Annotated in this window: 23 protein-coding genes; 9 read left to right on the forward strand and 14 right to left on the reverse strand. The window is 62.6% G+C overall.

Going from position 1 to position 19884, the window contains the following annotated elements; all coding sequences use genetic code 11:
* Nucleotides 1-137: 137 nt before the first annotated feature.
* A complete protein-coding gene (gene cobD, locus LPW11_RS06300) occupies nucleotides 138-1208 on the forward strand; it encodes a threonine-phosphate decarboxylase CobD (protein WP_230997280.1) in 1071 nt (356 codons plus the stop codon).
* A gap of 15 nt (nucleotides 1209-1223) precedes the next feature.
* Here cobD and LPW11_RS06305 read toward each other — a convergent pair whose 3' ends face one another.
* A complete protein-coding gene (locus tag LPW11_RS06305) occupies nucleotides 1224-1958 on the reverse strand; it encodes a PilZ-like domain-containing protein (RefSeq protein ID WP_230997281.1) in 735 nt (244 codons plus the stop codon).
* A gap of 272 nt (nucleotides 1959-2230) precedes the next feature.
* On the opposite strand from LPW11_RS06305, the gene LPW11_RS06310 reads away from it, so the two are divergent.
* From LPW11_RS06310 to LPW11_RS06325, 4 genes are all read left to right on the forward strand, one after another.
* Entirely contained in the window at nucleotides 2231-2710 is a 480-nt protein-coding gene (locus LPW11_RS06310; RefSeq protein ID WP_230997282.1) for a Fur family transcriptional regulator, read from the forward strand.
* Nucleotides 2711-2731: 21 nt separating this feature from the next.
* Nucleotides 2732-3484, forward strand: coding sequence for a metal ABC transporter ATP-binding protein (locus LPW11_RS06315; protein ID WP_230997283.1), 753 nt, complete (start codon nucleotides 2732-2734; stop codon nucleotides 3482-3484).
* A gap of 98 nt (nucleotides 3485-3582) precedes the next feature.
* Nucleotides 3583-4419 carry a metal ABC transporter permease gene (locus tag LPW11_RS06320; RefSeq protein WP_230997284.1) on the forward strand — a complete coding sequence of 279 codons (837 nt, stop codon included), beginning with the start codon at nucleotides 3583-3585 and terminating at the stop codon, nucleotides 4417-4419.
* 97 nt (nucleotides 4420-4516) lie between these two features.
* Nucleotides 4517-5662, forward strand: coding sequence for a GGDEF domain-containing protein (locus LPW11_RS06325; protein WP_230997285.1), 1146 nt, complete (start codon nucleotides 4517-4519; stop codon nucleotides 5660-5662).
* 337 nt (nucleotides 5663-5999) lie between these two features.
* Here the strand turns inward: LPW11_RS06325 and cls are convergent, their stop codons facing one another.
* The 3 genes from cls to LPW11_RS06340 form a co-directional block, all read right to left on the reverse strand.
* Nucleotides 6000-7412 (reverse strand): cardiolipin synthase, encoded by a 1413-nt coding sequence (gene cls / locus LPW11_RS06330; RefSeq protein ID WP_230997286.1) that lies wholly within the window; start codon nucleotides 7410-7412, stop codon nucleotides 6000-6002.
* A gap of 214 nt (nucleotides 7413-7626) precedes the next feature.
* Entirely contained in the window at nucleotides 7627-8079 is a 453-nt protein-coding gene (locus tag LPW11_RS06335) for a thioredoxin fold domain-containing protein (protein ID WP_230997287.1), read from the reverse strand.
* Nucleotides 8080-8094: 15 nt separating this feature from the next.
* The gene (locus LPW11_RS06340; RefSeq protein WP_230997288.1) at nucleotides 8095-8187 is read right to left on the reverse strand and encodes a thioredoxin family protein; all 93 of its coding nucleotides are present in this window, start codon (nucleotides 8185-8187) and stop codon (nucleotides 8095-8097) included.
* Nucleotides 8188-8384: 197 nt separating this feature from the next.
* On the opposite strand from LPW11_RS06340, the gene rsmB reads away from it, so the two are divergent.
* The 3 genes from rsmB to LPW11_RS06355 all read left to right on the forward strand — a co-directional run bounded on the left by rsmB (nucleotide 8385) and on the right by LPW11_RS06355 (nucleotide 11164).
* Nucleotides 8385-9743: a 16S rRNA (cytosine(967)-C(5))-methyltransferase RsmB gene (gene rsmB / locus LPW11_RS06345; RefSeq protein ID WP_230997289.1), complete on the forward strand. Its 1359-nt coding sequence runs from the start codon at nucleotides 8385-8387 to the stop codon at nucleotides 9741-9743.
* Between the two features lie 102 nt (nucleotides 9744-9845).
* Nucleotides 9846-10511 (forward strand): ribulose-phosphate 3-epimerase, encoded by a 666-nt coding sequence (rpe, locus tag LPW11_RS06350; protein WP_230997290.1) that lies wholly within the window; start codon nucleotides 9846-9848, stop codon nucleotides 10509-10511.
* Entirely contained in the window at nucleotides 10508-11164 is a 657-nt protein-coding gene (locus LPW11_RS06355) for an NUDIX hydrolase (protein WP_230997291.1), read from the forward strand. The genes rpe and LPW11_RS06355 overlap by 4 nt, the downstream gene beginning before the upstream one ends.
* Before the next feature lie 4 nt (nucleotides 11165-11168).
* On the opposite strand, the gene LPW11_RS06360 is transcribed toward LPW11_RS06355, so the two are convergent.
* The 3 genes from LPW11_RS06360 to nadA all read right to left on the reverse strand — a co-directional run bounded on the left by LPW11_RS06360 (nucleotide 11169) and on the right by nadA (nucleotide 13533).
* Nucleotides 11169-11804: an endonuclease III domain-containing protein gene (locus tag LPW11_RS06360; protein WP_230997292.1), complete on the reverse strand. Its 636-nt coding sequence runs from the start codon at nucleotides 11802-11804 to the stop codon at nucleotides 11169-11171.
* A gap of 43 nt (nucleotides 11805-11847) precedes the next feature.
* Nucleotides 11848-12381: a gamma carbonic anhydrase family protein gene (locus LPW11_RS06365; RefSeq protein ID WP_230997293.1), complete on the reverse strand. Its 534-nt coding sequence runs from the start codon at nucleotides 12379-12381 to the stop codon at nucleotides 11848-11850.
* A gap of 237 nt (nucleotides 12382-12618) precedes the next feature.
* On the reverse strand, nucleotides 12619-13533 hold the full coding sequence (gene nadA, locus LPW11_RS06370) for a quinolinate synthase NadA (RefSeq protein ID WP_230997294.1): 915 nt from the start codon (nucleotides 13531-13533) through the stop codon (nucleotides 12619-12621).
* A gap of 217 nt (nucleotides 13534-13750) precedes the next feature.
* On the opposite strand from nadA, the gene LPW11_RS06375 reads away from it, so the two are divergent.
* Complete coding sequence (locus LPW11_RS06375; RefSeq protein ID WP_230997295.1) at nucleotides 13751-14020, forward strand: TatA/E family twin arginine-targeting protein translocase; 270 nt, start codon at nucleotides 13751-13753, stop codon at nucleotides 14018-14020.
* A gap of 231 nt (nucleotides 14021-14251) precedes the next feature.
* Here the strand turns inward: LPW11_RS06375 and ybgF are convergent, their stop codons facing one another.
* The 7 genes from ybgF to LPW11_RS06410 all read right to left on the reverse strand — a co-directional run bounded on the left by ybgF (nucleotide 14252) and on the right by LPW11_RS06410 (nucleotide 19849).
* Nucleotides 14252-15100: a tol-pal system protein YbgF gene (ybgF, locus tag LPW11_RS06380; protein ID WP_230997296.1), complete on the reverse strand. Its 849-nt coding sequence runs from the start codon at nucleotides 15098-15100 to the stop codon at nucleotides 14252-14254.
* 75 nt (nucleotides 15101-15175) lie between these two features.
* The gene (gene pal, locus LPW11_RS06385) at nucleotides 15176-15778 is read right to left on the reverse strand and encodes a peptidoglycan-associated lipoprotein Pal (protein ID WP_230997297.1); all 603 of its coding nucleotides are present in this window, start codon (nucleotides 15776-15778) and stop codon (nucleotides 15176-15178) included.
* A gap of 102 nt (nucleotides 15779-15880) precedes the next feature.
* Nucleotides 15881-17110, reverse strand: coding sequence for a Tol-Pal system beta propeller repeat protein TolB (tolB, locus tag LPW11_RS06390; RefSeq protein ID WP_230997298.1), 1230 nt, complete (start codon nucleotides 17108-17110; stop codon nucleotides 15881-15883).
* Nucleotides 17107-17877 (reverse strand): energy transducer TonB, encoded by a 771-nt coding sequence (locus tag LPW11_RS06395; protein ID WP_230997299.1) that lies wholly within the window; start codon nucleotides 17875-17877, stop codon nucleotides 17107-17109. Before LPW11_RS06395 ends, tolB begins: the two co-directional genes overlap by 4 nt.
* A gap of 2 nt (nucleotides 17878-17879) precedes the next feature.
* A complete protein-coding gene (gene tolR / locus LPW11_RS06400) occupies nucleotides 17880-18299 on the reverse strand; it encodes a protein TolR (protein ID WP_230997300.1) in 420 nt (139 codons plus the stop codon).
* Between the two features lie 2 nt (nucleotides 18300-18301).
* Nucleotides 18302-18967 carry a protein TolQ gene (gene tolQ, locus LPW11_RS06405; RefSeq protein ID WP_442899818.1) on the reverse strand — a complete coding sequence of 222 codons (666 nt, stop codon included), beginning with the start codon at nucleotides 18965-18967 and terminating at the stop codon, nucleotides 18302-18304.
* A 102-nt stretch (nucleotides 18968-19069) separates the two neighbouring features.
* Nucleotides 19070-19849, reverse strand: coding sequence for a carbon-nitrogen family hydrolase (locus LPW11_RS06410; protein ID WP_230997302.1), 780 nt, complete (start codon nucleotides 19847-19849; stop codon nucleotides 19070-19072).
* Nucleotides 19850-19884 lie beyond the last annotated feature (35 nt).

The following is a 19884-nucleotide window of genomic DNA, read 5'->3' on the forward strand; positions in this document are numbered from 1 at the left end:
AAGTGGACTGCCGGGAACGCCTGACGGCTTATCCCGGCCTACATCGACTCCCCGGTTCAAGGGGCCAACCTTCAACCCCATCCCCACCCTGTCCCTCCGCTCGAAAAGGGAGGGGACGTGAGGGTGCTAGAGGATCTATGTCAGCATACGCTCACGGCGGCAACATCTTCGCAATCGCCCGCTCCCTCGGAGTGATTCCGGAAGAGGTGATCGATTTCTCCGCCAGCATCAATCCTCTCGGACCGGCGCCGGGGGTGCGGGAGGCGATCCTTTCCTCCTTCGACAGGCTCCTGCACTACCCCGACAACTCCGCCTGCGACCTCACCGCCAGCCTCTCCGCCTACCACGGCGTCCCCTGCGAAAGCATCGCCATCGGCAACGGATCAACGGAGCTCATTCACCTGATCCCCAGGCTCGTCAGCGGCCGCCGCGCCCTCGTCGTCGCCCCTGCCTTTTCGGAATACGCCTCCGCCCTCGCCCGCAACGGCTGGGAATGCGACTACTTCACCCTGACGAGCGATTCGGGCTTCTCGCTGTCTATCCCGGAGCTCGCGCAGACCCTATCGCGCGGCTACCAACTCCTCTTTCTGTGCAACCCGGGGAACCCGACGGGGACGCTCTTGCCCAAAGAGGCGATCGAGGAGGTGCTGAGGGTGTGCGAATCGACCGGCACCTTTGCCGTCATCGATGAGGCATTTATCGACTTCTGCGAGGAGGAATCTGCGAAAGGGGTCATGAAGGATTTTCCCGGGGGCTTGCTGCTTCGCTCGATGACGAAATTCTTCGCCATCCCCGGCCTGAGGCTTGGGTACGCCGTCGGCACCGCCGCCACGATCTCGCGCCTGGCAGCGCTGCAGCCGCCGTGGAGCGTGAACACGGCAGCGCAGCTTGCCGGAATCGCTTCGCTTGCGGACGCTCCATACCAGAAGGCAACAAGGGAGCTTGTGACAAGGGAGAGGGCTCTACTTGTGAGTGGACTGGACCAGCTGGGGTGGCTGACGGTTTTCCCGTCGGCGCCGAACTATCTCCTGGCGTGCATCGAGAACGGACTGGGCGCTGCAGAGCTACAGACGAGACTCGTCCGCAAGGGGATCATCATCAGGGACTGCTCAAATTTTGAGGGGCTGGACAGCAGGTTTTTCAGGGTGGCGGTGCGAAGCCGCTCCGAAAACGAGCGGCTCTTGCAGGAACTTGGGACAGTGATCTGACGGCGCAGGCGTCAACTATTTGTCAGGAAAGGAGAGAAACTCCTTCCGGGTGAGGCGGATTCTCCTGATCTCCTCGTTGCAGACGTATCGCACGATGCTGTCGCGGTCCCGCTCATTTATGTGGACATAGCGCAGCCCCGTGCTGAAGACCTTTTCGTTGCCGTCCGCCCCGATTGTTTCGGTATGGACGACCTGCGCCACCAGCGGTACAGCCTTCGGTTCCGGCAGCGGCAGATGGAAGGTGGCATACACGATGTCACCGTCGGCGGCCTCCAGCATCGTCTCCGTCCTGATGCCGCCGCCGCTTATGTTGATTATGCGGGAAACAACCCCCTGAACCGATGGCGTTCCGCAGGCGAAGATATCGGCGCCGCCGGCGCTGAGATTGAACAGGGTGACCGGGATCTCCGCGTTCAGGCGGTAAAACTCCCGCAGTTCATCCGGCTTCACCTCTTCGGTCAATCTCACCTGCACCTCTCCTCCCTGGGCGGTGGAGACAACCATTGCCTCGCAGCTGAAGCCGAGCGCCTTCACATTCCCCTCATCCCCTCCCCTGACAAGGACCGGGAGCCCCTCTTCGAAGGAGAGCCCATCCGGGAGCATGTCGCGTGACAGCCGCAGAGTAATGAGGCTGTCGTCAACCGTGACGACGTCGGCCCACTCCACAAAACAGCCATTTCCTCCCGGACCTATTTCCACTCTTGCCCGCATCCCCGGTCGGAAGTAATCCCTGCAGTTGCTCGATCCCATCACCATCCTCCGTCTCTCCCTGTACAGTATATAAGAACATCGCGCCGGAGCACCAGCGACGCAAGTAACTGGAACTCAAGCCGTCTCTATCACTGCAATTACGGGACCACCTAGCCCCTCTCCCACCACCCGATCTGTGAAGTCATCGGCGTCAACACCTCCGAGGTAAAGCGATTTCCTTGCAGGAGGTAGTCAACGGTCCGGCGATTAACCTTGACTTAGAGGATTCTCTTGATATCCTAAAAGGAAACCGTTTCTATTTAGAGGCGAATATGGACGATGTACACGCGGCTACGCTGAAAGCGCTCCAGATGAAGGCGACGCCGAAGAGGGTGGCCATTCTGGAAGCCCTCCAGGATGAGCAACGGTATGCAAGCCCGGAGGAGCTCTGGCAACGGCTGCGTCCACGCTTCATCCGCATCGGACTTCCCACCGTGTACAGAAACCTGGAGGATCTGGCAGCAAGCGGGGTCATCAGCAAGGTCATCCATCCAAACAGGCAGCTCTACTACTACTTCTGCCCGAATCGTGACCATCACCATCACTTCGTCTGCCTCTCCTGCAGGAAGGTGGAGGATCTGCCGTCCTGCACACTGGAGCCGATGGAGCGGGAGATCACCGCCCGGACCGGTGGAAAGGTCCTTTCCCACATCGTCCAGTTCAACGGACTGTGCGGCAAGTGCATGAGTGAAAAGGGGGATGCCGCTTTTGAAGAGCACCCCTCCGGGAACGCCGGCGGTCGGGCAGACTGAATGCCTTCAGACAGGAATACCATGACAACAGACGTACTCAGGGTGCAGGGGATCGCCGCCGGCTACCATGGCAGCACGGCGTTCAGCGATGTAAGCTTCAGCGTCGAGCCCGGAAGCTACATCGGGATCTGCGGCCCCAACGGCTCCGGAAAGAGCACCCTTATCAAGACGATTCTCGGCCTCTTGCCGGTGCAGCGGGGGGAGATCTCCCTCTTCGGCACGCCGCAGGTGAAGTTTCGCCGCTGGGAACGGATCGGCTACCTGCCGCAGGGTCTGCAGTTTTTCAACCCGCATTTCCCGGCGACGGTGAACGAGGTTGTGCGGCTGGGGAGGCTCTCGGTGAAAAGCTTTCCGAAGCGCTTCGGCCGCGAGGACGATCATGCGGTGAATCGCACCCTGGAGTGGATGGGTATCGGCCACATCCGCGGGAAGATGATCGGCGAGCTCTCCGGGGGGTTGCGGCAGCGGGTCCTCCTGGCACGGGCGCTGGTGAACCAGCCGGAGCTCCTGGTGCTGGACGAGCCGACCACGGCGCTCGATCCTGAGACGAGGGAGAGCTTCTACAAGATCGTCTATGAGATGAACCGGGAACACCGCACCTCCGTGCTCCTTGTCACCCACGACACCGCCACGATAGGGAACTATGCCTCGCACATGCTCTATCTGGACAAGCGCGTCGTCTTCTACGGCGACTTCGACCAGTTCTGCAGATCCACGGAGATGACCGACTACTTCGGCTCCCACGTGCAGCACCTGGTATGTCACCGGCACTAAAAAACATTCTCCGCAGCTGACGCAGATTGACGCAGATTCTGTTTTGAGTTTCTAATAATCTGCGAAATCTGCGTCATCTGCGGACAAGGAAGTTGGTAATGAACATATCGGAAATGCTCAGCTACGGCTTCATGCAGCGGGCGCTGATCGGCGGATCCCTCATCGCGATCCTCTGCTCCGTCCTCGGCGTCTTTCTCGTGCTGCGCCGCCTCTCGCTGATAGGGGACGGGCTCGCCCACGTCACCTTCGGCAGTGTCGCGCTCGCCCTCTTCATGCGCCTGCGCTCCTTCCACGCCACCATCGCCATCATACCGGTCGTCCTCATCTGCGCCCTCGGCATACTGAAGCTCGCGGAAAAGGCGCGCATCTACGGAGACGCCGCCATCGGCATAGTCTCGGCAGTGGGGATTGCCAGCGGCGTCATGCTCGCCAGTGTCGCCGGCGGCTTCAACGTTGACCTCTTCAGCTACCTCTTCGGCAACATCCTCTCCATTAGCGAGAGCGAGCTCGTCATCTCCGCCGTCCTCTTCGCCATCGTCATGACCGGCGTCGTCGTTTTCTACAACGACCTTTTCGCCAGCACCTTCGATGAGGAACTCGCCAAAAGCAGCGGCATCAACACGGAGCGGATCAACGCGGTGCTGGTCCTTCTGACGGCACTTACCGTCGTGCTCGCCATGAAAGTCGTGGGGATCATGCTCATCTCCGCACTCCTCATCCTTCCGGCGGTGACGGCCCTGCAGCTGGCCAAAGGGTTCAAGACCGCCATCGCCTTCGCCTGTCTTACCGGCGTCGCCACGGTGGTGGCGGGAATCAGCCTCTCCTTCGTCATGAACCTCCCGAGCGGCGCCACCATCGTCATGATGAACTTCTTCGCCCTCGTTTGCGCATTCCTGTGCCGCCTCCTGCTCGCAGTCAGAAGAGGAGCCCACTAGCTCCGCTTCCGACGTTTCACCCTTTACCTTTCCCCTGCTGCTGCCGATATGGTCTAGAAGGCGGTTCTGCACCGCCACGTCGCAAAAGGGGCATCGAGTGATACCAGACCAGTCGTGGGCAAAAGATGAGGTACAGGCGCGCTACAGCGGCTACCACAAGACGTTCGGCACCGTCTCCTATCTCCTCGTCACCCTGGCACTCCTCGATCTCGCCGTCTCCCCCCTCTCGGGGAGTGAGGCGGGTGTTCCCTGCGTCTGCTGTGCCATCCTCCTCGCCTATTACTGGGGGACCGGGCTCATGCGGATCACCCCGGAGAACGGCCGCTCACGCACCCTCCTCGACCTCTTCGTCCTTCTTTTCTTTGTGACCGGCATCTGCTCCTTCACGGGAAAGACGGCGAGCCCATTTTACCCCTTGAACTACCTGATATTGATGGCGGGAGCGCTGACGCAGGGGGCGCGCAGCAGCTACCTCCTGGCCGCCTTTTCCATATCGTGCTGCGCCATTCTTGCCGCCACCGAAGGGGACGATGCGGCGCGGACGCTAGTGGGGCACCTGCCGGAATTTGTCTCCTTTGCCCTCATCACACATCTCGGGGCACTCCTGGCGGGAGAAGCAGGCAGGGCGCGACGGGAGGTGGAGCGCCTCTCCCTCACGGATGATCTCACCTCCCTGCACAACATGCGCAGCTTCCATGCGCTCGCCGAGCAGCAGGAAAAGATGGCGAAGCGTTACTCCAAAGCTTTCGCCATCTGCATGCTCGACAGCGACAACCTGAAAAGGATCAATGACAGATTCGGTCATATGGCGGGTACGGAACTCATCAAGTGGACCGCGCGCATCATCGAGAAGAACATCCGGGAATGCGACGTCGCCGCCCGCTTCGGCGGCGATGAATTCATCATCCTCTACAGCGAGCACGACAAGCACCAGATCTTCCCCGCCGTAGAGAGGATAGTACATGCGATGGCGACAACACCTTTCTTCTTCGAAGGGCACCGGCTCACCTGCACCGTCTCCGCCGGCCTCGCCTCCTTCCCCGAGGACGGCAGCTCCCTGAAGGAAGTGATGGCGAACGCCGACATCGCGGTGTACCAGAGCAAGGAACGCGGGAAGAATCAGGCGACGATGTACGGGTCTGCGCTGCCGCACGAGGTGGCCCGGCGCCGCGCCGGAGCAATCGTTTCCGCCGGAACCACGACAGACGTGAGGTTCGAAGAAAGAAGCTCCGCCCTCGAGTAGCTGCCGCATTCGCAGCACCCCATCCCCCACCTGTCCTCCCCCTTGAAAGGGGAGGGACGCCCCGCCGGCGGAGTCGCAGAATTCCTGTGTTTTTCGCGGCAAGCACCACCTCTACAGCCAGTCCCGCACCTCAGCCAGGATCCTCGCGTCCCCTCCCTTTCAAGGGGAGGGACAGGGTGGGGATGGGGTGGAGACGCCGCCTTTTCCAGCACAGCCCTTAGGCCGGGATAAGCCGCCAGGCGTTCCCGGCAGTCCACCTCCGACGCACCCGCGCGCGGCAGCGAATGCCGGAAACGCTACGCTTATTCCGGCCTACATCCTCCGAAAGAATGGATTTTCACAGGTAAGGGGAAAAGAGCTTCGCCGCGCCATCCCGCAGCTTCGTTGGCAGGGGCCTCGAATCGACCTCCTTGAGGGTCGTCTGGTGCGATCCGGCCATCGCCTGGATGCAGTGATGCTCCAGGAGCTGCGCGAATCTCACGTCGTACACCTCGAGGTTCAGCTCGAAATTGAGGCGCAGGCTGCGCGGGTCGAGGTTGGCGCTGCCGATGAGACTCCAGCTGCCGTCAACGGTCATGAACTTCGTGTGCACAAAGGGTGGGGGCTGCAGGTAGACCCTGATTCCGTGCTGCAAAAGTTCCCACAGGTAGGCGCGAGTCGCCCACTGGACGAAAGGGAGGTTGTTTTTGCCCGGAAGGACCAGCACGACCGCCACCCCTCGCAGCGCGGCGGTCACCAGCGCCGAGATCAGCGCCCGGTCCGGGATGAAGTACGGGGTGACGATCATCACCCTCTGCCTCGCGCAAGAGATGGCGCCGAGGATGATCCAGTTGAGCTTGCGGAACTCCTTGTCCGGCCCGTCGCTCACCGCCCGCACAAGGGCCCTTCCCGGGAGTTCCTGCGGGTAGAGGGGCGCCTGGAGCAACTCGCCGGTGGCAAAGCGCCAGTCATCGAGAAAGGTTGCTTCCAGATCCGTCACCACCGGGCCGACGACCCGGAAATGGAGGTCCCGGACGTAGCGCTCGCCGCTCCTTGAGAGGTGCCGGTCCCCGATGTTCATCCCGCCGGTGAAGCCGAGGGTCCCGTCCACCACCAGGATCTTCCTGTGGTTGCGCAGGTTGAGATACCCTCCTGGGCGCAGAGGGAGGAACCTCGCAAAGCGCACCCCCGTCCCCTTCAGGAGCTCCGCTGCCGTCGTGCGCGAATACTTTTCCCCCAGGCTGTCCACGATCACCCGCACCACCACGCCTCGCTGTACCGCCTCCTTCAATTCATGTACAAAGCGGCGGCCGGTCTCATCCCCGTCGAAGATATAGGTGCACAGGTGGACGCTGCGCTTTGCCGCCGCAATAGCCTCCAGCATCGCGGGATAGGCGTCCTCCCCGTTCTCCAGCGGCTCGATGGCGTTCCCCGGCGAGAGCGGTGAGCTCACGACCCGGTCGGAAAGGACCCGCAACTCCCGCAGAAAGCGCAGCTCTTCGGGGAGCGGCGCCACCACCTGCGGAGCCTCCGGATGCTGGAGCCTGGGAGCCGGCTTCCCCCTGCGATGCCAGCGTCTCGCCCTGCTGTAGATCCTGTTCACCCCCATCCCCCAGTAGGCGAGCGGCCCCACGAGCGGGAAGACGAGGCAGGTAATGATCCACCCCACCGACGACCGCGGGTCCCGCTTGTTTATGAGGGCGTGCCCGGCCGAGACGATGGAGAAGAAGGCCAGCGCCAGGGCGAGCAGTATGTAGAAGAGGTAGTACAAGGATCCTCCGCAAAAGGTATCCCAGTTCCAATTAGGTGGTCTTGTGGCCTAGCAAAGGGAAATCCCCCCTGTCCCCCCTTCGCAAAGGGGGGAACGTGTGGTGGATATTAACTGTAGGTTCCACGGTTTCCGGATGTTCCGAAAAAAAGGGGGACGGTTGTGCCGTCCCCCTGGGTAAAGCAGATACGCTGCGGGTGCAGTTGCCAATGACGTGCTAGAGGAGACGGTACGGCAGCGCCCTGCGGGTCCACTCGCTGTCGGGGTACTGGCTGGAGAGCTGCTCATACGTCTGCTTCAGGAGCTGCGCATCGTGGGTGGCCTTGAACTTCGCCACTCCTTTGAGATAGAGAGCCTCCGGCGCCGCGCCGCTCTTCGGATAGAGCATGCCGAGGGTATTCAGCTGGACTACCGCGTCGTCGTACTTGCCGTTGTCGAAGGCGACCTTGGAAATACCCAGGAGCAGCGAGGCAAGAAGTTCTTCAGGCGGCAGGTACCCCACCGTCCTGTTGTGCTCTTCGCCGTTCTCGTCGAGGATTACCAAGGTCGGCGTCCACTGTACCTTGAAGTCGGAGGAGAGGGGCTGGGCGTTTGCAGGCACCCTCAGGGGAATAACCTTTTCCGTGATGAACTGCGCTACAGCATTGTCGGGATACGAAACCGCATCCATCTGTTGGCAGCCAATTCAACCGGGGCTGTAGAAATCGAGGAGCACCGGTCTGTGCTCTTCCTTGGCCCGGGAGAGTGCCGTGGCCATGTCAGATTCCCATCTGATCATCAGAAAGCCTCCTTATACTGAAGAGATAGCGGTTCTCTACTGCAAGACTAACTGTCCCCCCAATGCTGTCAAGGCCGTTACGTCTTGCAGTTTTGGGCGCAATGCTTATAATGATCCCGCAAATCTGGGGGCGCGGAGCCGCATTCCATCCCCTTCAGAGAAGGAAGCAAAAGAAGTAACCGGAAAGAGGGAGCCACTTGTCCACCAAAAATCCACGGCGCGCCGCCTTTGAAATCCTGCTGCGCATCGAAAAAGAAAAGTCCTTTGCCGATCTCCTCATTGATCTCGAACTCTCCAAGGGCGCCATTGTCGGAGCGGACCGCGGGCTGCTGACCGAGCTGGTCTACGGCGTGCTGCGCCGCCAGGGGACGCTCGACCACATCCTCGGGCAGTTTTCCAAGCAGCGCCCGGCAAAGCTGGAACTCACCGTCCTCCTTCTGCTGAGGCTGGGGGCCTACCAGGTCTTCTTCCTCGACCGCGTCCCGGTTTCCGCCGCGGTGAACGAGACGGTGAACCTCGCGAAGGAGATAGTGCCGCGCGCTGCAGGTTTCATCAATGCCGTACTGCGCAACGCCCTCAGGGGAAAGGACGGGATCACCTACCCCGATCCTGCGACGCAACCCGCGGAGTACCTTGCCGCCCGCTACTCGCACCCCACCTGGCTCACCCGCCAGTGGTGCGACCAGCTTGGTTTCGCCGAGGCGGAGGAACTGGCGGCCGCCATGGCGGAGCCCGCCCCCCTGACACTCAGGGCGAACACGCTGAAGACGGACAGGGACGCCCTGGCGGAACGGCTGGAGAAGGAAGGAGTCTCATGCTCCCCCACTCGCTGGTCAAAGCAGGGGGTGCGTATCAGCAACTCCGGCCCCATCACCAGGCTCCCCTCCTTCGCCGAGGGGCTCTTTACGGTACAGGACGAGTCGAGCCAGCTCGCCCCCCTCTTCCTCGACCCTCAGCCGGGGGATCGCGTCCTCGATGCCTGCGCCGCGCCGGGGGGGAAAACCACCCAGATAGCGCAGCTCATGGGGGACCGCGGCGAGATCTGCGCCTGCGACATGCACTCGAAGAAGCTGCGCCTGATAAAGGAGACCTGCGACAGGCTCGGGATCCAGAGCGTGCGGACCTTCACAATGGATGCGGCGATTCCCAGTCCCGCTATTTCCGAGGTGCGCTTCCAGCGCGTCCTCGTCGACGCCCCCTGCTCCGGACTCGGCGTCCTGAGGCGCCACCCGGAAGGAAAATGGTGGCGCACCCGGGCGGAGCTTCTGAACCTTGCCACCGGGCAGCTTGCGATCCTGGAAAACCTCGCGCAATACCTGGAGCCCGGTGGCACCCTGCTTTATGCCACCTGCTCTACCAGTTTTGAGGAGAATGAAAACGTGGTGCAGCGCTTCCTCGCGGGGCATCCGGAATTCGAGGCGGAGAACCTCGCCGCCCTCTTCCCTGAGTACTCAGAGCTCATGACCAAAGAGGGCTATTTCAGGAGCTGGCCGCACCGCGGCGGCATGGACGGCTTCTTCGCTGCAAGACTGAAAAAAAAGGGATCGGAAAATTAGGGACACAGTCGGTAGCAACGTCCCCTCCCGTCACGGGAGGGGGAACCTCAATCACAACCACTACGACTTCCCAAAGAACCCGAAAAAGCACAGGGAGAACGCATGAAAAAGATAGCTCCGTCGATACTTTCCGCCGATTTTTCCCGCCTCGGGGAAGAGGTTGCCGCCATCGAGGCGGCCGGCGCCGACTACGTGCACGTCGACGTGATGGATGGACGCTTCGTGCCGAACATCACCATCGGGCCACTCGTGGTGGAGGCGGTCCGCCGCGTCACGAAGCTTCCTCTCGACGTGCACCTGATGATCGCAGAGCCGGACCGCTACGTGGAATCGTTCGCGAAGGCAGGAGCGGACATCATCGTCGTCCACGCGGAGGCAACCCTCCACCTGCACCGCACCGTGCAGCTCATCAAGTCCCTCGGAAAGAAGGCCGGGGTGTCGCTCAACCCCGCCACGCCCCTGAACCACCTCGAGTACGTCCTCGAGGACCTCGACCTGGTGCTCCTCATGACGGTAAACCCGGGCTTCGGTGGGCAGTCCTTCATCGAGGCGTGCATCCCCAAGATCCAGGCGCTGCGCGGCATGCTGGACAAGCGCGGGCTGGAGACTGAGCTGGAGGTGGATGGCGGGGTGAAGATCTCCAACATCGGCCGGATAGCCCACGCCGGGGCCGACGTCTTCGTGGCGGGAAGCGCCGTCTTTGAAAGCCCCGACTACGCCGCCACCATCGCAGAGCTGAAGAAAAAGGCGAAGGAGCCGATCCTGTGACCTCGCCCGCGCCCCCGGCACACCCACGAAACGGTGCGACGGGGGCGCCCGGCTTACCTTCTGCGCTGCAAAAGGCGCTCGCCGCGCGCGAGCGCGTGCCGCTGGAGCCGGGATCGGTGCCGGCAGCAGTCCTTCTTCCCCTCTTCATTCGCCACGGCGAGTACCACATCCTCTTTACCAAGAGGACCTCGCACCTCACCCACCACAGCGGCGAGATTTCCTTCCCCGGAGGCGTTGCTGAGCCTGAGGACCGCGATCCCGTTCAGACCGCGCTCCGGGAGACCCACGAGGAGTTGGGGATTCCCCCCGAAGACGTGGCGGTGCTCGGTATCCTCGACGACTTCCTCTCCATCCACGGCTATCTCGTTACGCCTGTTGTGGGAGTCATCCCGGCGGATCTCTCTCTCACCGTGAGCGAGCGGGAGATCGAGCGGGTCATCGAGGTCCCGCTGGGCCACCTTCTCGGGGAGGGGGCGATGCGGACGGAGCACTGGCCACCGTGGAAGGAGGGGGTGAAGCCGATGTACTTCTTTACCTGGCGCGGGGACGAGATCTGGGGACTGACGGCGAGGATTCTGAAGCAGTTTCTGGATGTCGTGGTGAAGTTGCCGGATGGGGTGGGAGTCTTCGGCGCCGGAAGCGCGCGGGCGTAATGATCTATGCTACGAGCCGCGGGAGCGCCAACAGCGGGCACCCCTCGCAGAGAGGCTTCTTCCTGCAGTGCTGCTTGGAGTGCTCCACGATGAGCGCGTGGTACTCGTTGAAAAGCTCGGTCTCCTCCGGAAGCGCGTCCATGAAGAAGGAGCGCACCGTCTCGTAGTCGTCCTTCTCCGAGATGAGCCCCAGCCGGGAAAAGAGCCGCCGCGTGTAGGCGTCGACGACGAATGAAGGTTTCTCCCCCGCATAAAGGAGGATCGAGTCGCAGGTCTCCCTCCCGATGCCGCGCACGCCGAGGAGCTCATTCCTCAAGCTCCGCCAGTCACGGTCGAACATGAGGTCGAGGCTCCCGTGGTAGCCTTCCACCAGGTACCCCAGAAAATCCTTCAGCCTCTGGCTCTTTATCCGGAAAAATCCCGCCGGACGTATCAGCTCCGCGAGCCTCTCCACCGGGAGTTCCCACAACCCCGCCACCGTCAGCACCCCCTCCCCTTTCAGATTCGCGAGCGCCTTCTCCACGTTGTTCCAGTTCGTGTTCTGGGTGAGGATTGCCCCCACGCACACCTCGAACGGCGTCTCCGCCGGCCACCAGTGCAGCGCTCCATAGCGGGCGAGGAGGAGCTCGAAAATCTCCATGAGGCGCTCCCGCCGCTTTTGGAGCGGGAGGCTCAGGGCGGGGTTATGGCAGGTCGTCCCGGTACTCTGATGCATAGCTCACATAGTTTCCGGGGGAGCGGGCGATCCACTCCTTCTCCTCCGGGGTAAGATCCCGCACGTACTTCGCCGGCGCGCCGAGCCACAGCGTCCCGGGGGGAACGACCGTCCCCTCCGTGACGAGGGCGCGCGCCCCGACGAGCGCTCCCTTCCCGACGACCGCACGGTCCATGACGATCGCCTGCATGCCGATGAAGGCGCCGTCCTCTATCGTGCAGCCGTGCAGCGTCACGCTGTGCCCCACTGTGACGTCGCTCCCGATCACCAGTGGCGCACCTGGATCGTCTGCATCCTTCTTGTGCGTCACGTGGAGGACGGAAAGGTCCTGGATGTTGGTGCGCTCCCCGATGGAGATGAAGTTCACGTCGCCGCGCACGACGCAGTTGAACCAGATGCTGCTCTCCCTCCCGATGCGCACATCCCCTATCACCACGGCCCCCTCTGCAATGAAGGCTGTGAGATCGATCTGCGGCGAGACTCCTTTGAAGGCACGTATCATCGATGCCCCTCCCGAAAAGTTCTAGATTCTTGGACAGCGAGAGCAGGCAGGAACGTTCCCTCCCCCCTTGCGGGGGAGGGACAGGGTGGGGGGAAGGTGCCACCATCCCAGCCTGTGGCAGCTTCACCCACCCCCTGTCCCCCTCCCGTTGAGGGAGGGGGTACCACGTCCCAGGAATCCCCGAAGAGCCAATGAGAAAGCCCCCCTCCCTTTAGCGGGAGGAGGGCTTTTTTTTCGTCAGTCCCTCGGTATGGCGAGCATCCGATCCAGCGCCCGCTTTGCCGGGATCCGAATCTCCTCGGGCACCTTCACGACCGGCTTCATCGTTTGCAGCGCCTCCAGGATATCCTCCAGCGAGGTGAGCTTCATATTCGGGCAGACCAGCGCCGGGGAGGCGAGGATGAACTCCTTCTCCGGATTCTCCCTCTTCATGCGCCAGAGGATCCCCGCCTCGGTGCCGATGATGAAGCGCTTCGCCGGGTTCTCCGTCACGTAGCTGTACATGCCTGTGGTGGAGCAGACGTGGTCGGCGAGCGCCGAGACCGCCGGGTTGCACTCCGGGTGGCACACAAACGGTGCATCGGGATACTGCTCCTTCAGCGCAAGCACCGCCTCCGGCTTCAGCCTCTCGTGGGTCGGGCAATACCCTTCCCAGAGGTGGAACTTCTTGTCGGTGAATTTCGATACAAAGCGCCCGAGATTGCGGTCGGGGGTGAAGATAAGCTCCTTTTCCGGGAGGGACTGCACGACCTTCACCGCATTAGCGGAGGTGCAGCAGATGTCCGTCTCGGCCTTCACCGCCGCAGAGGAGTTCACGTACGTCACCACCGGCACCCCCGGGTGCTCGGCCTTCATCTTGCGCAGCGACTCCGCGTCCACCATGTCCGCCATGGGGCAGCCGGCGTCGAGGCGCGGCAGAAGCACCGTCTTCTCCGGCGCGAGGATGGAAGCGGACTCCGCCATGAAATGGACACCGCAGAAAACGATGACATCGGCGTCGGTCGCCGCCGCCTCGATGGAGAGGGCGAGGGAATCACCGGTGATGTCGGCGATCTCCTGAACTTCGTCCCTCATGTAGTTATGTGCCAGAAGCACCGCGTTGCGCTGCTTCAGTAACGCCCGTATCTCAGACTGTATCGACTGCTGCTCCATGCGGTCACCACCAGATTGATAAAGTGAATTTCTTAATGCTCATTGTGTAAACACGGTTCCTAAACAGGGTTATGATAGTAGACAATCTTAACATGCATGTCAAACCCTTTAACGGCCGGGCCCCGCGCCTCTTGACACGCAGAAGCAAAACCACTATTCTTTTCCCAGTTTTTACCGACGGTGCGTCTTTTCCACCATATTTGCGAGGTACCAGAGTATGTTTGGCATTGGAATGCCGGAGCTCATCATCATCATGGTGATAGCTCTCATCGTGATCGGCCCGCAGAAGCTCCCGGAACTGGCGCGTTCGCTCGGCAAGGGGCTGGCGGAATTCAAGAGGGCGACCGAAGACTTCAAGCACACCATCGATGCGGAGACAACAGCCGCGGAGAGGGAGAAAATGGCGAAGGAAGCGGCCGCACAGACAAAGGATGAAGAGGTCAAAGAAGAGCAGAAGGCCGAGGAAAAGCCGCAGCACACGGCCTGAGAGAAAAGTTCGCAGCAGATATGAAAAAGGCGGGGGAAAGATTCCCTCGCCTTTTTTGTTTTGAGGCCCCGTCCCGAAGAGCCGGCAGGAGCGTCCCCTCCCCCTTGCGGGGGAGGGACAGGGTGGGGGGGAAGGCGCTACCATCGCAGCAGGTGGCAGCTTCACCCACCCCCTGTCCCCCTCCCGTCAAGGGAGGGGGGAGCCGAAGCGGAGTTCCCCCCAACTTTCAGTTCACTTCTGGCGCAGCTTCTCCTTCGCCGTCTTTGCCTCTTCGCTCTTCGGGAATTCCTCCACGAGCTTTCTCCACACGTAAGCGGCGCTCTTCGCGTCTCCCAGCTCCTTGAAGGCGCCCCCCTGCTTCAGCATCGCATCGGGAGTCTTCTCCCCGTGGCTCTTGATGGCTTCCTGGTACTCGAGGATCGCCTGCTCGTAGTTCTTTTCCGAGAGGTAGCTCTCGCCGGTCCAGTAGTGGGCGTTCCCGGTCAGCTGGTGCTTCGGGTAGCGCTCCACGAAGTTGCCGAGAAGCTCACGCGCCTTCGCCGCATCCCCCCCCTTCAGCGCCGCGACCCCCAGCTCGTACAGCCGCTCCGGAGTCTGCTGCGCCTCTTCACCCCTCTTTTGCACCTCGGCGAGCGATTTCTCAAGCTTCGCCAGGCGCTCGTCGATGGCGGCAAGGCGCTTCGACAGGTCGTCCCTCATGAGCTGCAGGTCGTCCACAGGCTTCTGGGCGAGGATGCGCACGTCGTCCACCTTCCCGCTCAGGCTCTGCATGTCGACGTGTGTGCTGTCCAGCGAGGCCTGCACGTCCGCGCTGCTCTTCCGAATCGCACCGAGCTCCTTCTGGAACCCCTGCACGTCCTTCTCGAGCCCTTCCACCCTCTGGGTGTAGCCTACCAGCGACTTCTGGACCCCCTCCTGCACCTCCGTGTGCACCTGCGCCAGATCCTTGTTGACCGTGAAGAGGCGGCTCTTCATCTCGTCGAGGTCGCGCTGCACGACGGACAGCTCGTCCCTGGTGGCAACGCAGCCGCACAGGGTGGCAAGGATCAGGCAGATTCCAAACTTTCTCCCGTAAAACATCACATCTCCCCTCCGGCGCTTCTCATACCACGAAAAAGGGAGCCCTGAGGCTCCCTTTCATCGGTGCAGGGGCCGTTACTTTATGATCGTGAACTCGTCCCTTCTGTTCTTTGCCCAGGCAGCCTCGTCGTGCCCCGGATCCGCCGGCTTCTCGTGCCCATAGCTGATGGTGGAGAGACGGTCGGAGGAGATCCCCAGGTTCACCAGGTAATCCCTGGCAGCCTTCGCCCTTCTCTCGCCGAGAGCCATATTGTACTCGTCGGAGCCGCGCTCGTCGCAGTGACCTTCGACCCGCACCTTCACCTGGGAGTTGCGGGAGAGGTACTGCGCACTCTTCGAAAGGGTGTTGCGCGCTTCCTGGGAGAGGGAGGAGGAGTCGTAGTCGAAGTAGACCTTCTCAAGCTCCGCCTGCACGCTCCCCGCGCCCTGCTCGACGGGGCGCTGCTCCGGCCGGATCGTCGACTCGTCCGTCCGCGTCTCCGGCAGGGGAGCCTGCTGCGGGGCAGTCTCCCTCGGAGAGGCCTGTCTCGGCGCCTCCACAGGGGGCTGAGCCGCCGGCGGCTGCTGGGTCGTCGAAACCGGCTCGCTCGGCTTCACCTGCTCCTTGTGCGCACAACCCGCCATGAGAAGAGCCCCACAGCACAGAACCACCAAGCTTCCAGATATCCCCTTGCGCATTTCAGTCTCTCCTTTTGTCATAGTAATTTCGGCACTCCGGAGGGGGGCCGATCAAGCGAAACAAAGTATACCTTTGCACCCTGCAAATTCAATGCAGGAGCGCTACCACGGGCGCGACCACACCGGCTGCGAGGCACCGGCTTCACGGGAAACCTTCGTCTCGCCGCTGCCGTCCTGACGCATGACGTAGACCCCCTCCCCGCCGTCGCGCCTGGAGTCGAAAACGATGAAGCGGCCGTCCGGGGACCAGTGCGGGTGCTGGTTGTTCCCCGACTCGGTGAGGCGCGCATCGCCGCTGCCGTCGGCATTGACGATGTGGATCTGGAAGCCGCCCCCTTCCTGCCGGGCGTACACGATCCGGTCCCCCTTCGGCGACCAGCGCGGCGTCACGTTGTAGGAGCCGCTCGTGGTGAGCCGGCGCACGTTGCTCCCGTCGGCGTTGACGACGAAGATCTGCGGCTTCCCCAGCCGGTCCGAGACGAAGGCAAGACGGGAGCCGTCGGGGGACCAGGCGGGAGAGACATCGATCGCGGGATCTCGCGTCAGGCGCGAGAGCTCTCTTCCGGAGCTGTCCAGGATGTAGATCTCCGAGTTCCCGTCTTTGGTGAGGGTCACGGCGACACGCCTGCCGTCCGGCGCATAGGTGGCCGTCGCGTTCAGCCCGGGGCGGGAGGAGATGCGCGCCTCCCCGCCGGTGAAAAGCTCTCTCCGGTACAGGTCGGGATTCCCCTTCTTGTACGAGGTGTAGATGATCTCGCGGCCGGAGGGGTCGAAATCGGGGCTCAGGTTGATGGCGCCATTGTTGGTGACCCGCTGCACGTTGTGGCCGTCGGAGTCCATGAGCGCGATCTCCTTGTTGCCGGAGCGCCGCGACACGAAAGCGATCCTCCCGGTGAACGCCCCCCGCTCCCCGGTGACGGCCCGCAGCACCTCGTCGGAGAAGGCGTGGGCCATGTGCCGGACGTCCTTCTGGCTCCCGCTGTAGCGCTTTGCGGTCACCTCGCGGTTCAGCACCGCGTCCCACAGGCGGCATTCCACGGTCACCTTCTCCCCGGAGAGGGAGTAGGCGGTCTTCAGCACGAGCTCCGACGCCCCCTGCCCCGTCCCCCCGCTCGTCACGCTGAAGGGGCCGGCGAGGTTCAGATCGAAGGTGAAGACCTCCTCCGTCTCTTTCGGTATCGCCGGCGCAGGAGCGCCGGAGAGGGTGGTGGCGGGAGCGAGGTAGAGACCGAGCTTGCGGCTGCCGGGCGCCGTCACCTCCAGGTAGGAGTCCGCGGCACCGGAAATCTGTGCCGCCAGCAATAGAAAAACCACGAGCACCAGCGCTCTCATCGGACACCCACCCCTTGCGGCCTGAAGACAAATCCCTGTTCGAATTCCCCCCCGGACGGCGGGGGCCTGAAAGACTTCTCGGCGAGGTGCACCGCGCGTTCCACCGCCTCCTCAAAGACGCGGTCGCCGCTCGTCTGCTCGATGCGCAGTCGCACGATGCGGCCGTCGGGGCCGATGGTGAGGCGCACCGCCACCCGCGGTGCGGAGGTGTCGGAGGCTATGGTGGAGCGGAAGGCGTCTCTCAGGCGCGACTGGATGTAGGAGGAGTAGTCGCTTCCGGCCTCCGTTCCCTTTCCTCCCGGGACCCCGACCTTCCCGCCGCCACCCTTTTTCAGCTTAGCGAGCGTCTCGTTGTAGCGCCGCTCCTCGGCGGCCTGCGCGAGCTTCGCCATCCGCTCGTTGAAATCGTGGTTATCGTCGTGCGCCGCCTCCGGCTTCGGCTTGGCCGCCGGCTTTGCCGGCACCGTCGCGGGGAGAGGCTTCGACTTCGGCTGCGGCACCGGAAGCTTTGCCGGCATAACCGGGGCGCTTGCGGGCTCCTCCGGAGCGCTTGGCCCGGCAGGTGCCGCGGCCGGAGGCCCCGGGGTCCCCGCCTGGGGGGAGGCGACCGGCAGGTTCACCAGGTCGACGTAGTAGGACGGCGTCTCCACCGTTGCTGCGTGCGGCAGGAGTTGCAGCTTCAGCACCAGCACGAGGACGAGTGCGTGACAGAGGAAGGAGAGCGCGAGCATCCCCCCCGGCCCGGGATATTGCCCCTTGCGTGCCATGATCATTTCCGTGCGGCGGGCTCCGTAACCATGCCGAGACGCTCGATGCCGGCACCCTTGATCTGCGCCATGACCTGCACCACCTCGCCGTAGGGGACCGCGCTGTCGGCCTTCAGGAAGACCTCCTTCTTCTGGCGGTTCGCAAACATGGTGCTCAGGCGCTCCTTCAGCTCACCCTTCGGCACTTCGTTGGCGTTGATGGTGGTCCTCCCGGTGTTCTCGATGGAGACCACCACCGTGTCCTCCTGCGGATTGAGCGACTTGGTATCCGCCTTCGGGAGGTTCACCTGCACCCCCTGCTGCATCATCGGGGCGGTCACCATGAAAATGACCAGTAGCACCAGCATGACGTCGACCAGCGGGGTGACGTTGATCTGGCTCATGGTCGAGCGGCTGCCGTTATCCCTGTTGCCCAGTTCCATCGCTATCTCCCGAAGTTACGCTGCACTATGTTCAGGAATTCCGTGGAGAAGCTGTCCATCTCGGAGATCAGCACCTTTATCTTCTGCTGGAAGTGGTTGTACCCCATGACGGCAGGGATAGCTGCCACGAGGCCGATGGCGGTGGCGATGAGCGCCTCGGCGATACCGGGTGCCACGACGGCAAGGGAGGCGGAGCCGGACTGGCCGATCCCCTGGAAGGCGGTCATGATCCCCCACACAGTCCCGAAAAGCCCGATAAAGGGGGCGGTGGAGCCGGTGGTGGCGAGAAAGGTGAGGTATTTCTCCAGCCGTGTGATCTCGGAGGTCGTGGCGCGGCGCAGTGCCCTGGAGATGTTGTCGATCCCGCCGAGGTCGGTGCTGATGATATTCGGCTCAGCCTTCTGCTCCCCCGTCTCCTGGAGCCTCCTGAGCTCGGCATACCCTTCGGTGAAGAGGACCGTGAGGGGGGAATGGTTGAAGCGGTCGACCTGGCTGCCGATCGCGTCGAACCGCTTCGATTTCCAGAAGAACTCGAGGAAGCGCTCCGAGGCGTTGTTGGCGCGGTACACCTGCAGCAACTTGTAGAAGATGATACCCCACGAGACGACCGAGAAGTAGATGAGGACAATAAGGACCAGTTTCACGACCAGGCCGGTCGAAGCGAACATACCCAAGGTTTTGTTCCTCCAGTTATAGAGCTGTCAAAACGTGAAAAATATGCTTAAGCATCTGTGAAGTCAACAGGAAAGAGCGCTGGCGGGGTGGCGCCCTCAGTAGCAGTCGGGCCTGCGGTCGCCGAGACAGTCGATCTCCCCCCGAAACCCCGCTATTTCAGCCAGATCGAGCTCCGCCACGATCTCCCCTTCCTCCCCGTCCGCCGCGGCCAGAAGCTCTCCGCGAGGGGAGACGATGAGGCTCTCTCCTCCGAAGAAGAGCTTCCCGGTGGTGCCGCAACAGTTCGCCCCCAAAACGAAGAGCTGATTCTCGATGGCGCGGGCCTGCAGCAGGGTGCGCCAGTGGGCGCTCCTCGATTGCGGCCACTCCCCCGGGACTGCGATAATCCGCGCACCTTCCAGGGTGAGCCTGCGGGAAAGCTCGGGAAAACGGAGGTCGTAGCAGATGAGGACGCCGACCGGGCCAAGGGAGGTCTCGGCCACCAGGGAGAAGTCTCCCGCGTCGAGCATGCGGTCCTCCCCCATGAGGGAGAAGAGGTGCATCTTGCGGTAGCTCCCGGCGAGGGCGCCGCGGTCGACGACAAAGGCGGTGTTGTAGACCTTCTCCCCGTGCGGCTCCGGGAGGCTCCCCACCACGGTGAGCCCGAGTCGCTCCGTCAGCAGGAGGAGATCGTCGAGAATACGCGAGGTCTGGCCGGCATGTGCCCGGAGGCGGCGGTAGTCGAAGCCGCAGCTCCACATCTCCGGAAGGACCACGAGCTGCGCCCCCTCCCCGGCGACGCAGGAGAGCGCCTCCTTCACATGGCGAAGGTTCCCCTCCACATCCCCGAGCTTCACCGTGAACTGCACGCAAGCCGCCCGTATCTTCTCTTCCACGATCCCTCCGTTTGCAGCACGCGCAGTGTAATATC

This window comes from Geomonas sp. RF6, assembly GCF_021044625.1.
Taxonomy (GTDB): domain Bacteria; phylum Desulfobacterota; class Desulfuromonadia; order Geobacterales; family Geobacteraceae; genus RF6.

What these genes read in the sequence shown, in the direction of transcription:
- cobD (WP_230997280.1), top strand. Translation starts at nt 138, where the DNA reads ATGTCAGCATACGCTCACGGCGGCAACATCTTCGCAATCGCCCGCTCC.
- LPW11_RS06305 (WP_230997281.1), bottom strand. Translation starts at nt 1,958, where the DNA reads ATGGGATCGAGCAACTGCAGGGATTACTTCCGACCGGGGATGCGGGCA.
- LPW11_RS06310 (WP_230997282.1), top strand. Translation starts at nt 2,231, where the DNA reads ATGGACGATGTACACGCGGCTACGCTGAAAGCGCTCCAGATGAAGGCG.
- LPW11_RS06315 (WP_230997283.1), top strand. Translation starts at nt 2,732, where the DNA reads ATGACAACAGACGTACTCAGGGTGCAGGGGATCGCCGCCGGCTACCAT.
- LPW11_RS06320 (WP_230997284.1), top strand. Translation starts at nt 3,583, where the DNA reads ATGAACATATCGGAAATGCTCAGCTACGGCTTCATGCAGCGGGCGCTG.
- LPW11_RS06335 (WP_230997287.1), bottom strand. Translation starts at nt 8,079, where the DNA reads ATGGATGCGGTTTCGTATCCCGACAATGCTGTAGCGCAGTTCATCACG.
- LPW11_RS06340 (WP_230997288.1), bottom strand. Translation starts at nt 8,187, where the DNA reads ATGATCAGATGGGAATCTGACATGGCCACGGCACTCTCCCGGGCCAAG.
- rpe (WP_230997290.1), top strand. Translation starts at nt 9,846, where the DNA reads ATGAAAAAGATAGCTCCGTCGATACTTTCCGCCGATTTTTCCCGCCTC.
- LPW11_RS06360 (WP_230997292.1), bottom strand. Translation starts at nt 11,804, where the DNA reads ATGGAGATTTTCGAGCTCCTCCTCGCCCGCTATGGAGCGCTGCACTGG.
- LPW11_RS06365 (WP_230997293.1), bottom strand. Translation starts at nt 12,381, where the DNA reads ATGATACGTGCCTTCAAAGGAGTCTCGCCGCAGATCGATCTCACAGCC.
- nadA (WP_230997294.1), bottom strand. Translation starts at nt 13,533, where the DNA reads ATGGAGCAGCAGTCGATACAGTCTGAGATACGGGCGTTACTGAAGCAG.
- LPW11_RS06375 (WP_230997295.1), top strand. Translation starts at nt 13,751, where the DNA reads ATGTTTGGCATTGGAATGCCGGAGCTCATCATCATCATGGTGATAGCT.
- ybgF (WP_230997296.1), bottom strand. Translation starts at nt 15,100, where the DNA reads ATGTTTTACGGGAGAAAGTTTGGAATCTGCCTGATCCTTGCCACCCTG.
- pal (WP_230997297.1), bottom strand. Translation starts at nt 15,778, where the DNA reads ATGCGCAAGGGGATATCTGGAAGCTTGGTGGTTCTGTGCTGTGGGGCT.
- tolB (WP_230997298.1), bottom strand. Translation starts at nt 17,110, where the DNA reads ATGAGAGCGCTGGTGCTCGTGGTTTTTCTATTGCTGGCGGCACAGATT.
- LPW11_RS06395 (WP_230997299.1), bottom strand. Translation starts at nt 17,877, where the DNA reads ATGGCACGCAAGGGGCAATATCCCGGGCCGGGGGGGATGCTCGCGCTC.
- tolR (WP_230997300.1), bottom strand. Translation starts at nt 18,299, where the DNA reads ATGGAACTGGGCAACAGGGATAACGGCAGCCGCTCGACCATGAGCCAG.
- tolQ (WP_442899818.1), bottom strand. Translation starts at nt 18,967, where the DNA reads ATGTTCGCTTCGACCGGCCTGGTCGTGAAACTGGTCCTTATTGTCCTC.